Origin of the sequence: Pseudoalteromonas distincta, assembly GCF_005877035.1 — a bacterium.
Taxonomy (GTDB): domain Bacteria; phylum Pseudomonadota; class Gammaproteobacteria; order Enterobacterales; family Alteromonadaceae; genus Pseudoalteromonas; species Pseudoalteromonas distincta.
Genome location: NZ_CP040558.1, coordinates 3,169,103 through 3,182,615, shown reverse-complemented (window position 1 = coordinate 3,182,615; position 13,513 = coordinate 3,169,103). Strand labels below are relative to the sequence as shown.

Annotated in this window: 14 protein-coding genes and 3 rRNA genes; all 17 read left to right on the top strand. The window is 45.0% G+C overall.

Annotated elements, in window-relative coordinates; translation table 11 throughout:
* The first annotated feature begins 2 nt into the window (after positions 1-2).
* The 17 genes from rpsN to rrf all read left to right on the top strand — a co-directional run bounded on the left by rpsN (position 3) and on the right by rrf (position 13,297).
* A complete protein-coding gene (rpsN, locus tag FFU37_RS14285; RefSeq protein ID WP_006794245.1) occupies positions 3-308 on the top strand; it encodes a 30S ribosomal protein S14 in 306 nt (101 codons plus the stop codon).
* 21 nt (positions 309-329) lie between these two features.
* Positions 330-722 carry a 30S ribosomal protein S8 gene (gene rpsH / locus FFU37_RS14280; protein ID WP_002959491.1) on the top strand — a complete coding sequence of 131 codons (393 nt, stop codon included), beginning with the start codon at positions 330-332 and terminating at the stop codon, positions 720-722.
* Positions 723-735: 13 nt separating this feature from the next.
* Positions 736-1,269 carry a 50S ribosomal protein L6 gene (gene rplF / locus FFU37_RS14275; RefSeq protein WP_002959488.1) on the top strand — a complete coding sequence of 178 codons (534 nt, stop codon included), beginning with the start codon at positions 736-738 and terminating at the stop codon, positions 1,267-1,269.
* A gap of 9 nt (positions 1,270-1,278) precedes the next feature.
* On the top strand, positions 1,279-1,629 hold the full coding sequence (gene rplR, locus FFU37_RS14270; RefSeq protein ID WP_002959486.1) for a 50S ribosomal protein L18: 351 nt from the start codon (positions 1,279-1,281) through the stop codon (positions 1,627-1,629).
* Positions 1,630-1,638: 9 nt separating this feature from the next.
* Positions 1,639-2,145, top strand: coding sequence for a 30S ribosomal protein S5 (rpsE, locus tag FFU37_RS14265; RefSeq protein ID WP_002959485.1), 507 nt, complete (start codon positions 1,639-1,641; stop codon positions 2,143-2,145).
* A 2-nt stretch (positions 2,146-2,147) separates the two neighbouring features.
* Positions 2,148-2,330 (top strand): 50S ribosomal protein L30, encoded by a 183-nt coding sequence (gene rpmD, locus FFU37_RS14260; protein ID WP_002959482.1) that lies wholly within the window; start codon positions 2,148-2,150, stop codon positions 2,328-2,330.
* Between the two features lie 4 nt (positions 2,331-2,334).
* Positions 2,335-2,769 (top strand): 50S ribosomal protein L15, encoded by a 435-nt coding sequence (gene rplO / locus FFU37_RS14255; protein WP_002959480.1) that lies wholly within the window; start codon positions 2,335-2,337, stop codon positions 2,767-2,769.
* Positions 2,770-2,779: 10 nt separating this feature from the next.
* Positions 2,780-4,108: a preprotein translocase subunit SecY gene (secY, locus tag FFU37_RS14250; RefSeq protein WP_002959478.1), complete on the top strand. Its 1,329-nt coding sequence runs from the start codon at positions 2,780-2,782 to the stop codon at positions 4,106-4,108.
* A gap of 22 nt (positions 4,109-4,130) precedes the next feature.
* Positions 4,131-4,244, top strand: coding sequence for a 50S ribosomal protein L36 (gene rpmJ, locus FFU37_RS14245; RefSeq protein WP_002959476.1), 114 nt, complete (start codon positions 4,131-4,133; stop codon positions 4,242-4,244).
* 125 nt (positions 4,245-4,369) lie between these two features.
* Positions 4,370-4,726: a 30S ribosomal protein S13 gene (gene rpsM, locus FFU37_RS14240; protein WP_002959473.1), complete on the top strand. Its 357-nt coding sequence runs from the start codon at positions 4,370-4,372 to the stop codon at positions 4,724-4,726.
* A gap of 12 nt (positions 4,727-4,738) precedes the next feature.
* A complete protein-coding gene (rpsK, locus tag FFU37_RS14235) occupies positions 4,739-5,125 on the top strand; it encodes a 30S ribosomal protein S11 (protein WP_002959471.1) in 387 nt (128 codons plus the stop codon).
* Between the two features lie 21 nt (positions 5,126-5,146).
* The gene (gene rpsD / locus FFU37_RS14230) at positions 5,147-5,767 is read left to right on the top strand and encodes a 30S ribosomal protein S4 (protein WP_002959461.1); all 621 of its coding nucleotides are present in this window, start codon (positions 5,147-5,149) and stop codon (positions 5,765-5,767) included.
* 24 nt (positions 5,768-5,791) lie between these two features.
* Positions 5,792-6,778, top strand: a complete 987-nt coding sequence (locus tag FFU37_RS14225; protein WP_002959452.1) for a DNA-directed RNA polymerase subunit alpha — start codon at positions 5,792-5,794, stop codon at positions 6,776-6,778.
* 39 nt (positions 6,779-6,817) lie between these two features.
* Positions 6,818-7,219 carry a 50S ribosomal protein L17 gene (gene rplQ, locus FFU37_RS14220; RefSeq protein ID WP_002959450.1) on the top strand — a complete coding sequence of 134 codons (402 nt, stop codon included), beginning with the start codon at positions 6,818-6,820 and terminating at the stop codon, positions 7,217-7,219.
* A 1,092-nt stretch (positions 7,220-8,311) separates the two neighbouring features.
* A 16S ribosomal RNA gene (locus FFU37_RS14215) occupies positions 8,312-9,847 on the top strand.
* Between the two features lie 300 nt (positions 9,848-10,147).
* Positions 10,148-13,037: ribosomal RNA gene (locus FFU37_RS14210) — 23S ribosomal RNA — on the top strand.
* Positions 13,038-13,182: 145 nt separating this feature from the next.
* A 5S ribosomal RNA gene (gene rrf / locus FFU37_RS14205) occupies positions 13,183-13,297 on the top strand.
* Together the 16S, 23S and 5S rRNA genes form the textbook arrangement of a ribosomal RNA operon.
* Positions 13,298-13,513 lie beyond the last annotated feature (216 nt).

Here is a 13,513-nt window from a genome sequence, read left to right as displayed (position 1 = left end):
TTATGGCAAAGAATTCTATGAAAGCGCGCGAAGCAAAGCGCACAAAACTAGTTGCTCAGTACGCTGAAAAGCGCGCTGCACTAAAAGCTATCATCAGTGATGTTAATACATCTGAAGATGATCGTTGGGACGCGGTACTTAAGCTACAAGCTTTACCACGTGATTCTAGCCCTGCACGTCAACGTAATCGTTGTAACATTACGGGCCGCCCACATGGTTTCCTTCGCAAATTCGGCATGAGCCGTATTAAAGTTCGCGAAGCAGCTATGCGCGGTGAAATTCCTGGCCTTAAAAAGGCTAGCTGGTAATAGAATCATGGGAGTAAGACTATGAGCTTGCAAGATCCTATCGCGGATTTGTTCACACGAATTCGTAACGGTCAATCAGCGAAGAAAGTATCTGTAACGATGCCAACTTCAAAGCTGAAAGTAGCATTAGCTAAAGTACTAAAAGACGAAGGTTATATCGTAGATTTCGCTGTTAACGGCGAAACTAAACCTGAGCTTTCTATCGAGTTGAAGTACTTCGAAGGCAAAGCTGTAATTGAAAATATCCAGCGTGTAAGTCGCCCTGGTTTACGTATCTATAAGAAACGTGACCAATTACCTAAGGTAATGGGTGGTCTTGGTATCGCTATCGTATCAACTTCTAAAGGCCTAATGACAGACCGCGCAGCACGTAGTGCTGGTGTTGGTGGTGAAATCATTGGTTTTGTAGCTTAATCGGAGGGGAACTATGTCTCGCATAGCAAAGGCACCAATTACTGTTCCTGCCGGTGTAGAAGTTACATTAAAAGGCCAGGAAATCACAGTTAAAGGCAAAAACGGTGAACTTACTCGTACAATCAACAACGCTGTTGAAGTACAAGTAAATGACAACGTTATTACTACTTTACCTCGTGATGGCGTAGCTAATGCATGGGCTCAAGCAGGTACTGCTCGCGCTCTAATCAACAACATGGTTGTTGGTACGCATGAAGGTTACGAGAAGAAACTTCAGTTAGTAGGCGTGGGTTACCGTGCTGCAGCGAAGGGTAAAACATTAGATTTAACTCTTGGCTTCTCACACCCAGTTAATTTCGCAGTTCCTGAAGGAATTACGATTGAAACTCCAAGCCAAACAGAAGTTCTAGTTAAGGGCGTAGACAAGCAGTTAGTTGGTCAAACAGCTGCTAACATTCGTGCATACCGTAAACCTGAGCCTTATAAAGGTAAGGGTGTTCGTTATTCAGATGAGAATGTACGCCGTAAAGAGGCTAAGAAGAAGTAAGGTAAGACGATGGATAAAAAAACAGCTCGTCTACGTCGTGCTAAACGCACTCGTAGAAATTATATTGAACAAGGCACAACGCGTCTTGTTATCCACCGCACGCCACGTCACATATACGCTCAAGTTGTAAATGCTGAGGGTAATGTACTGGCTGCTGCTTCTACTGTTGAAAAGGCTATTAGCGAAACAGTTAAAGGCACCGGTAACGTTGAAGCTGCGCAAGCAGTTGGCAAAGCGGTTGCTGAACGTGCGGCTGACAAAGGCATCGAAAAGATTGCTTTTGATCGCAGTGGCTTTAAATATCACGGCCGTGTGAAGGCGCTAGCTGATGCTGCGCGTGAAGCCGGTTTGCAATTCTAGGAGTAGACTATGGCTAACGTAGAAGCAAAGCAACAACAGCCTGATCTAGCTGAAAAGCTAATCGCGGTGAACCGTGTGTCTAAAGTAGTTAAAGGTGGTCGTATCTTTAGCTTTACTGCACTAACTGTAGTTGGTGACGGCGCAGGTAAAGTAGGTTTTGGTTATGGTAAAGCACGTGAAGTTCCAGCTGCTATTCAAAAAGCAATGGAAAAAGCACGTCGCAACATGATCAATGTAGACCTAAATGGCAATACATTACAGCATCCTGTTAAGGGACGTCATGCTGGCTCACTAGTGTTCATGAAACCAGCCTCTGAAGGTACTGGTATCATCGCAGGTGGTGCTATGCGTGCAGTACTAGAAGTGACTGGTGTTCAGAACGTACTTTCTAAATGTTACGGTTCTACTAACCCAATCAACGTAGTACGTGCAACGATTTCGGCTCTTGAGAATATGAATTCTCCACAGTCAATCGCTGCAAAACGTGGCCTTCGCGTAGACGAAATACTGGGGTAACCATGGCAAATCAAACTGTAAAAGTAACACAAGTAAAAAGCTCTATCGGTCGTTTACCGAAACATAAAGCTACATTACGCGGTCTTGGTTTACGTCGTATCAACCACACTGTTGAGTTAGAAGACACAGCATGTGTACGTGGTATGATAAACAAGGTTTCTTACATGGTTAAGGTAGAGGGTTAATTCGATGCATTTGAATACACTTTCACCTGCTGCAGGTTCAAAAACTGCTCCAAAACGTGTTGGTCGTGGTATCGGTTCTGGTCTAGGTAAGACTGGTGGTCGTGGTCACAAAGGTCAAAAATCACGTTCTGGCGGCAAAGTACGCGTTGGTTTTGAAGGCGGTCAAATGCCTATGCAACGTCGTCTACCTAAATTTGGTTTTACTTCTCGCAAATCTTTAGTATCTGCAGAAATAAACCTTTTTGAAATCGCTAAAGTTGAAGGCGATGTGGTAGACCTAAGCGCGTTACAAGCAGCTGGTCTAGTTAAAAAGAACGTTCTTTTCGTTAAAGTTGTTAAATCTGGCGAAGTTTCACGCGCTGTTACCGTTAAAGGCCTTAAAGCCTCTAAAGGTGCTCGCGAAGCTATTGAAGCTGCCGGAGGCAAGGTAGAAGACTAAGGAAGTACTAATGGCTAAACCAGGTCAAGATACAAAAAGTGCACAAGGTGGACTTTCGGAATTGAAGCGCCGATTACTCTTCGTATTGGGTGCTATCATAATTTACCGTCTAGGTTCATTTGTGCCGATCCCTGGGATTGACGCCGCTGTACTTGCCGATTTCTTCGAGCAACAAAAGGGCACCATTGTTGAAATGTTCAACATGTTCAGTGGTGGTGCACTTGAGCGAGCTTCAGTGTTAGCACTGGGTATTATGCCGTATATCTCGGCTTCGATTATTACGCAACTATTAACGCATATGTATCCTCCGTTTATAGAGCTTAAGAAAGAAGGTGAGCAAGGGCGTAAAAAAATTAGCCAGTACACACGCTATGGCACGCTTGTGCTAGCTACTATTCAATCAATCGGTATTGCTACTAGCTTACCGGGCATGATGGAGGGGTTAGTTGTTAACCCTGGTATGGGTTTCTATTTCACCGCTGTGGTGAGTTTAGTTACTGGTACTATGTTCCTTATGTGGTTGGGTGAACAAATAACAGAGCGTGGTATCGGTAACGGTATCTCTGTTCTAATATTTGTTGGTATTGTAGCTAACTTGCCGTCTGCTATTGGTTCGACAGTCGAAATGGCGCGCCAAGGTGATTTGAATGTTTTTGTACTGTTGATGGTTGCGGTAATCGTATTCGCTGTTACTTATCTTGTAGTGTTTTTCGAACGTGGACAACGTCGTATTGTTGTTAACTACGCTAAACGCCAACAAGGTCGTCAAGTATTTGCTGCCCAAAGCACGCATTTACCACTAAAAGTAAATATGGCGGGTGTTATTCCACCAATCTTCGCTAGCAGTATAATTCTGTTCCCTGGTACAATTGCTAGCTGGTTCGGCCAAGGTGAAGGTCCAGTCGCTGATGTATTACAAGCTGTTGCTACTACGTTGACTCCAGGTCAACCGTTGTACTCGCTTGTTTTAGCTGCGGCTATTATCTTCTTCTGCTTTTTCTACACAGCGTTGGTTTTTAACCCACGTGAAACAGCAGATAACCTTAAGAAATCTGGCGCATTTATCCCAGGTATTCGTCCAGGTGAGCAGACATCTAAATACATTGATAAAGTGATGACACGCCTGACATTGGCAGGTGCTTTGTATATAACCTTTATCTGTCTGGTGCCTGAATTCATGACGATGGCGTGGCAAACGCCATTCTACTTCGGCGGTACATCAGTTTTGATTATCGTTGTAGTAATCATGGACTTTATGGCACAAGTACAGACTCACCTGATGTCTCATCAGTATGATTCTGTGCTGAAAAAAGCGAACCTTAAAGGCTACGGTCGATAAGGTCAGTTTACGGAGTTGAGCAATGAAAGTACGTGCTTCCGTTAAGAAAATATGCCGTAACTGTAAAGTTATTAAACGTGCTGGTGTAGTACGCGTAATTTGCAGTGAGCCTAAGCATAAGCAAAGGCAAGGCTAAGTAAACAGTCGTGCAGGCTGAGTTTTCTCGGCCTGTGTTTTTAGTAGTGATTTGGTCTTCGTTTGAGTATCCTTACGGGCTTTTCAAACTTTTGATTACCAAATTCGAATATAGGAGATGTGTTAGTGGCCCGTATTGCTGGCATTAACGTCCCTGATCATAAACATGCAGTTATTGGTTTAACAGCTATTTATGGCATAGGTAAGACTCGCTCTAAGGCTATCTTAGAAGCGACTGGTATCGCCGAAACCACAAAAATCGGTGAACTTTCAGACGAAATTCTTGACGTACTGCGTGATGCAGTTGGCAAGTACACTGTTGAAGGTGATCTTCGTCGTGAAGTTACTTTAAATATCAAGCGCCTAATGGACCTTGGTTGTTATCGTGGCCTACGTCACCGTCGCTCTTTACCACTACGTGGTCAAAGAACTAAGACTAACGCGCGCACCCGTAAGGGTCCTCGTAAGCCTATTAAGCGATAAGGGGATAGTATTATGGCTAAGACACCAATTCGTCGTAAAAAGGTTAAAAAACAAGTTGCTGATGGTATGGCTCATGTTCATGCGTCTTTCAACAACACTATTGTAACGATTACCGACCGTCAAGGTAATGCACTATCATGGGCTACTGCCGGTGGTTCAGGTTTCCGTGGTTCACGTAAATCTACACCATTTGCTGCTCAGGTTGCTGCAGAGCGTGCAGGTACTGCTGCTCAAGAATACGGTTTAAAAAATCTAGAAGTTTTCATTAAAGGTCCAGGTCCAGGTCGTGAATCTGCTGTACGTGCTTTGAATGCTGCTGGTTACCGTATTACCAACATTACTGACGTGACGCCAATACCACATAATGGTTGTCGTCCACCGAAGAAACGTCGCGTTTAACAATAGGTTAGGAGAAATAACATGGCAAGATATTTGGGCCCTAAGCTCAAGCTGAGTCGTCGTGAAGGTACTGACCTGTTCCTTAAGAGCGGCGTAAGAGCTATCGACTCTAAGTGTAAACTTGAGACTGCACCTGGTCAGCACGGCGCTCGTAAAGGTCGCTTATCTGATTACGGTTTACAATTACGTGAAAAGCAAAAAGTACGTCGTATCTACGGTGTATTAGAAAAGCAATTCCGTAACTACTACAAAGAAGCTGCTCGCCTTAAAGGCAACACAGGTGAAAACTTGTTACAGCTTTTAGAGCAACGTTTAGACAATGTTGTATATCGCATGGGTTTTGCTAGCACACGTGCAGAAGCACGTCAGTTAGTAAGCCATAAAGCGATTTTAGTTAATGGTCGTGTTGTGAACATTCCTTCATACGTAATTACTCCAGAAGATACTGTTGTAATCCGTGAGAAGTCTAAGACGCAAGCACGTATCATCGCTGCTCTAGAGTTGGCTGAGCAACGTGAAAAGCCGACTTGGGTTGAAGTTGACGGTAAGAAATTGGAAGGCAGCTTTAAGCGTCTACCTGAGCGTTCAGACCTGTCTGCGGACATTAATGAACAACTAATCGTCGAACTTTACTCTAAGTAAAGTTAAGAGTTAAGAGAGGATAAAATGCAGGGTTCTGTTACAGAATTTCTAAAACCAAGGTTAGTCGACATCGACGCTATCAACCCAACGCGTTCTAAAATAGTTTTAGAACCATTAGAGCGTGGCTTTGGCCATACTCTGGGTAATGCTTTACGCCGTATATTACTTTCATCTATGCCTGGATGTGCAGTAACTGAAGTTGAAATCGACGGTGTATTACATGAGTACAGCGCGAAAGAAGGCGTTCAAGAAGACATCATTGAAATACTATTAAACCTTAAAGGTTTAGCAGTAACGTTAGAAGGCAAAGATGAAGTTTTTCTGACCCTGACTAAATCTGGTGTAGGCCCTGTTACTGCGGCTGATATTCAGCACGATGGCGATGTAACAATTGCTAATCCAGATCACGTTATTTGTAATTTAACTACAAATAACAGCGAGATCAGCATGCGTATTCGTGTTGAACGTGGTCGTGGTTATGTGCCGGCATCTAGTCGTTTATCCTCTGATGACGATGAGCGTCCAATTGGTAGATTGTTGCTTGATGCATCATTTAGCCCAGTTGAACGTATTGCGTACTCGGTTGAATCAGCTCGAGTTGAGCAACGTACAGATTTAGACAAGTTAATCATTGATATGGAAACAAACGGCACTTTAGATCCAGAAGAAGCGATCCGCCGTGCGTCTACTATCTTAGCTGAGCAATTAGATGCATTCGTAGATTTACGTGATGTAACTGAGCCAGAAGAGAAAGAAGAGAAGCCAGAATTCGATCCTATTCTACTTCGTCCAGTTGATGATCTTGAATTAACAGTACGCTCAGCAAATTGTTTGAAAGCCGAGCAAATTCAATATATCGGTGATTTAGTTCAGCGCACTGAAGTTGAGCTTCTTAAAACGCCTAATTTAGGTAAGAAGTCTCTAACTGAAATTAAAGACGTGCTAGCTTCACGTGGACTTTCTCTAGGCATGCGCCTAGAAAATTGGCCACCTGCAAGCTTAGCTGAATAATCTAAATCACTATATTAGTTTAGTTAGAAGGATAGGGTCATGCGCCATCGTAAGAGTGGTCGTCAATTAAACCGTAACAGTAGCCATCGTAAAGCGATGTTTAGCAATATGGCAGGTTCTTTGGTGAAACATGAAATCATCAAAACTACTTTGCCAAAAGCGAAAGAGTTACGTCGTGTAATTGAACCTTTAATCACACTGGCTAAGACTGACAGTGTAGCAAATCGCCGTTTAGCGTTTGCTCGCACGCGTGATAATGAAGTTGTTGGTAAATTATTCAGTGAAATCGGTCCACGTAACGCGGATCGTCCAGGTGGTTACACTCGTATTCTTAAGTGTGGCTTCCGTACTGGTGATAATGCACCAATGGCTTATATTGAACTAGTTGGTCGCCCAGCGACTAGCGAAGCAGTTCAAGAAGACGCACAGTCTGCAGAGTAAGTCTTAAAGAAACCTAAAAGCCGAGCTTATGCTCGGCTTTTTCTTGCCTAAAATTTGTCAAACTATATGAACCAGTAATTACCTTCTATTATGTGCATCGACTCATAGATTCTGAATCGATAGGTTGTTTTTACAGTTATTTTAATAGCTCTGCCTAGTTACCCTTTACTTACCATCGATCCAAAATAGCCTATCCGGTTTTAGTTAAAGAGCATTTTCACTTTATATAGTGATTTACAGTTATTAATAATAGCACTTCGAATTTAACTGCCATTAAGCAATCCCTAACGAAGTTTTTATTGATTAGAGCTGATCAGAAGATAAGGGTCGCTCTCTTATCTATATACCGGTACTAAGAACCTCATAGTAAAGCTAACCATTGGGGCCTTAATAAACTCACTTCTCAAATAAAAATATAGCCCAATGAATTTAAATCTCAGCTTTTGACTATTTCAAATGATTTTAGTAACACGACTCTTAACTTATTGGTTGGCTTTTTCAGCATTGATGATCCAAATATGTCCCTACTGATCACTAGTTATCATAACTTTGACTTTAAATAGCTCTATAAACCTCTCAATACAGGTGGTTTAGTTGTGTTTTTGAGCGTTTAGCTCAAATACTCAGCGAACAGCACATTATTTCAAGTTTTCTTCAAAAAAGGGTTGATCTGTTTTTGGATCTCCCTATAATGCGACCCCACTGAGACGGGAAACGCCAACGCACAGCGAGGCACGAACAACTCAGGGTGTTAAGTAAAACTTAGATTGAATCTTTTTAGAAAGTTTAAATTTAAGTGTTGACAAAAAAATAGGAAAGCGTAATATGCGCAGCCCTAGCGAGATAAAGTTCAACTTTATAATCGCAACGTTCTTTAACAATATAAAGCAATCATCTGTGTGGGCACTCGTACAGATTGAGTTCTAACAGCCAAGCTACTTAGGTAGCGAGGCAAACAAATTAGAGTCTCAATTGAAAACTGAGTGACCAACAGAATAGTTATTTCGGTAATTATTCGGCACAGTCAATTCAATATCGAAAGATATTAAAAAATTCAGAATTCATTGAGCTGTCGAAAGACATAAAACTTTTTAATTGAAGAGTTTGATCATGGCTCAGATTGAACGCTGGCGGCAGGCCTAACACATGCAAGTCGAGCGGTAACAGAAAGTAGCTTGCTACTTTGCTGACGAGCGGCGGACGGGTGAGTAATGCTTGGGAACATGCCTTGAGGTGGGGGACAACAGTTGGAAACGACTGCTAATACCGCATAATGTCTACGGACCAAAGGGGGCTTCGGCTCTCGCCTTTAGATTGGCCCAAGTGGGATTAGCTAGTTGGTGAGGTAATGGCTCACCAAGGCGACGATCCCTAGCTGGTTTGAGAGGATGATCAGCCACACTGGGACTGAGACACGGCCCAGACTCCTACGGGAGGCAGCAGTGGGGAATATTGCACAATGGGCGCAAGCCTGATGCAGCCATGCCGCGTGTGTGAAGAAGGCCTTCGGGTTGTAAAGCACTTTCAGTCAGGAGGAAAGGTTAGTAGTTAATACCTGCTAGCTGTGACGTTACTGACAGAAGAAGCACCGGCTAACTCCGTGCCAGCAGCCGCGGTAATACGGAGGGTGCGAGCGTTAATCGGAATTACTGGGCGTAAAGCGTACGCAGGCGGTTTGTTAAGCGAGATGTGAAAGCCCCGGGCTCAACCTGGGAACTGCATTTCGAACTGGCAAACTAGAGTGTGATAGAGGGTGGTAGAATTTCAGGTGTAGCGGTGAAATGCGTAGAGATCTGAAGGAATACCGATGGCGAAGGCAGCCACCTGGGTCAACACTGACGCTCATGTACGAAAGCGTGGGGAGCAAACGGGATTAGATACCCCGGTAGTCCACGCCGTAAACGATGTCTACTAGAAGCTCGGAGCCTCGGTTCTGTTTTTCAAAGCTAACGCATTAAGTAGACCGCCTGGGGAGTACGGCCGCAAGGTTAAAACTCAAATGAATTGACGGGGGCCCGCACAAGCGGTGGAGCATGTGGTTTAATTCGATGCAACGCGAAGAACCTTACCTACACTTGACATACAGAGAACTTACTAGAGATAGTTTGGTGCCTTCGGGAACTCTGATACAGGTGCTGCATGGCTGTCGTCAGCTCGTGTTGTGAGATGTTGGGTTAAGTCCCGCAACGAGCGCAACCCCTATCCTTAGTTGCTAGCAGGTAATGCTGAGAACTCTAAGGAGACTGCCGGTGATAAACCGGAGGAAGGTGGGGACGACGTCAAGTCATCATGGCCCTTACGTGTAGGGCTACACACGTGCTACAATGGCGCATACAGAGTGCTGCGAACTCGCGAGAGTAAGCGAATCACTTAAAGTGCGTCGTAGTCCGGATTGGAGTCTGCAACTCGACTCCATGAAGTCGGAATCGCTAGTAATCGCGTATCAGAATGACGCGGTGAATACGTTCCCGGGCCTTGTACACACCGCCCGTCACACCATGGGAGTGGGTTGCTCCAGAAGTAGATAGTCTAACCCTCGGGAGGACGTTTACCACGGAGTGATTCATGACTGGGGTGAAGTCGTAACAAGGTAGCCCTAGGGGAACCTGGGGCTGGATCACCTCCTTATACGATTTAGAACTTATTTGTTCGTAGTGTCCACACAGATGATTGTTAATTAGTGCGTGTCCTTCGGGATAACTAATTAATATGCTCTTTAAAAATTTGGAAAAGCTGATAATAAAATTCTGATGAATAACATTGTTATTTATCAAGAGTTTTCAAAAGTAAAAAAAGAATGGTAGCAGTACCATTCAGTGCCATTTAATTAACTCTTATGAGTTGATTGATTGGTATCTACTTTAGTATTCAATATTAACTTCTGGCGAAGTTAAACTGTCACAAAACAAAGACCCGTTTGGGTTGTATGGTTAAGTGACTAAGCGTACACGGTGGATGCCTTGGCAGTTGGAGGCGATGAAGGACGTATTAACTTGCGATAAGCCTAGTCAAGCTAGTAAAAAGCGCTTGAGACTAGGATTTCCGAATGGGGAAACCCACCTGCTTGCAGGTATCGTTAACTGAATACATAGGTTAACGAGGCGAACGCGGAGAACTGAAACATCTAAGTACCCGTAGGAAAAGAAATCAACCGAGATTCCGAAAGTAGCGGCGAGCGAAATCGGAACAGCCCTTAAGCTTATTATGTGTTAATGGAAGGCTCTGGAAAGTGCCACGATACAGGGTGATAGTCCCGTACATGAAAAGACATTTTAAGTGAAATCGAGTAGGTCGGAGCACGTGAAACTTTGACTGAATATAGGTGGACCATCATCTAAGGCTAAATACTCCCAACTGACCGATAGTGAACCAGTACCGTGAGGGAAAGGCGAAAAGAACCCCTGTGAGGGGAGTGAAATAGAACCTGAAACCGTGTACGTACAAGCAGTAGGAGCCTACTTGTTGGGTGACTGCGTACCTTTTGTATAATGGGTCAGCGACTTATATTTTGTAGCGAGGTTAACCGAATAGGGTAGCCGTAGGGAAACCGAGTCTTAACTGGGCGACTAGTTGCAAGGTATAGACCCGAAACCCGGTGATCTAGCCATGGGCAGGTTGAAGGTTGAGTAACATCAACTGGAGGACCGAACCCACTAACGTTGAAAAGTTAGGGGATGACCTGTGGCTAGGAGTGAAAGGCTAATCAAACCGGGAGATAGCTGGTTCTCCCCGAAATCTATTTAGGTAGAGCCTCGGACGAATACTTACGGGGGTAGAGCACTGTTAAGGCTAGGGGGTCATCCCGACTTACCAACCCTTTGCAAACTCCGAATACCGTAAAGTAATATCCGGGAGACACACGGCGGGTGCTAACGTCCGTCGTGAAGAGGGAAACAACCCAGACCGCCAGCTAAGGTCCCAAAGTCATAGTTAAGTGGGAAACGATGTGGAAAGGCCCAGACAGCCAGGAGGTTGGCTTAGAAGCAGCCATCCTTTAAAGAAAGCGTAATAGCTCACTGGTCGAGTCGGTCTGCGCGGAAGATGTAACGGGGCTAAACTATGCACCGAAGCTGCGGATTCAGAATTTATTCTGAGTGGTAGGGGAGCGTTCTGTAAGCGGTTGAAGGTGTACCGGGAGGTATGCTGGACGTATCAGAAGTGCGAATGCTGACATGAGTAACGATAATGGGAGTGAAAAACTCCCACGCCGGAAGACCAAGGGTTCCTATCCCATGTTAATCAGGGTAGGGTAAGTCGACCCCTAAGGCGAGGCCGAAAGGCGTAGTCGATGGGAAACAGATTAATATTTCTGTACTCGATATAATTGCGATGGGGGGACGGAGCAGGCTAAACAAGCATGGCGTTGGTAGTCCATGTGAAAGTGAGTAGGTTGGCGACTTAGGTAAATCCGGGTTGCTGTTAAGACTGAGACGCGAGACGAGTCACTACGGTGATGAAGTTGTTGATGCCATACTTCCAGGAAAAGCCTCTAAGCTTCAGATTATATGGAATCGTACCCCAAACCGACACAGGTGGTCAGGTAGAGAATACTAAGGCGCTTGAGAGAACTCGGGTGAAGGAACTAGGCAAAATCGTACCGTAACTTCGGGAGAAGGTACGCTCCTATCTGTGATGAGACTTGCTCTCTAAGCGGACGGGAGCCGCAGTGACCAGGTGGCTGGGACTGTTTATTAAAAACACAGCACTGTGCAAAATCGCAAGATGACGTATACGGTGTGACACCTGCCCGGTGCCGGAAGGTTAATTGATGGGGTTATCCTTAGGGAGAAGCTCTTGATCGAAGCCCCGGTAAACGGCGGCCGTAACTATAACGGTCCTAAGGTAGCGAAATTCCTTGTCGGGTAAGTTCCGACCTGCACGAATGGTGTAACCATGGCCACGCTGTCTCCACCCGAGACTCAGTGAAATTGAAATCGCAGTGAAGATGCTGTGTACCCGCGGCTAGACGGAAAGACCCCGTGAACCTTTACTACAGCTTGGCACTGAACATTGAACCTACATGTGTAGGATAGGTGGGAGACTTTGAAGCAGCGACGCTAGTTGTTGTGGAGTCAACCTTGAAATACCACCCTTGTAGTTTTGATGTTCTAACGTTGGCCCCTGAATCGGGGTTACGGACAGTGCCTGGTGGGTAGTTTGACTGGGGCGGTCTCCTCCTAAAGAGTAACGGAGGAGCACGAAGGTTGGCTAAGTACGGTCGGACATCGTACGGTTAGTGTAATGGTAGAAGCCAGCTTAACTGCGAGACAGACACGTCGAGCAGGTACGAAAGTAGGTCATAGTGATCCGGTGGTTCTGAATGGAAGGGCCATCGCTCAACGGATAAAAGGTACTCCGGGGATAACAGGCTGATACCGCCCAAGAGTTCATATCGACGGCGGTGTTTGGCACCTCGATGTCGGCTCATCACATCCTGGGGCTGAAGTCGGTCCCAAGGGTATGGCTGTTCGCCATTTAAAGTGGTACGCGAGCTGGGTTTAGAACGTCGTGAGACAGTTCGGTCCCTATCTGCCGTGGGCGTTTGAGAATTGAGAGGGGTTGCTCCTAGTACGAGAGGACCGGAGTGAACGAACCGCTGGTGTTCGGGTTGTCATGCCAATGGCATTGCCCGGTAGCTACGTTCGGAACTGATAAGCGCTGAAAGCATCTAAGCGCGAAGCAGGCCTCGAGATGAGTTCTCACTAGACTTTTAAAGTCTCTGAAGGGCCGTTGAAGACTACAACGTTGATAGGCAAGATGTGGAAGTGGTGTGAGCCATTAAGCTAACTTGTACTAATTACCCGTGAGGCTTAACCATACAACGCCAAACGCGTTTTATGCGACAGTTTAGACAGAAGTTAATATAACTAAAGTAGATATTACTTAGAAAAACTTAAAAAATATTATCAGATATTTTCCAAATTCAGTTAATACGCAGAAATACGTATTAACGCCCAAATTTGCTTGGTGACAATAGCGTTTTGGACCCACCTGACTCCATGCCGAACTCAGTAGTGAAACGAAACAGCGCCGATGATAGTGTAGCATTTGCTATGTGAAAGTAGGACATTACCAGGCTTCAAATTGTAGAAAGCCCGACTAGAAATAGTCGGGCTTTTTTACGTCTGCTGAAAAGTAAAATGTGCGCAATTAATACACACTCACAGCAACACCTATAACGTAGTTCGGGCGAGCGTAACGATTCCCGACACAAAGAGAGTGTAGCATTTGTTATGTGGCTCTCCACCGCTGTGGGCACTACGACATCCTATTGCGTAGCGCGCAGGCTTCAAA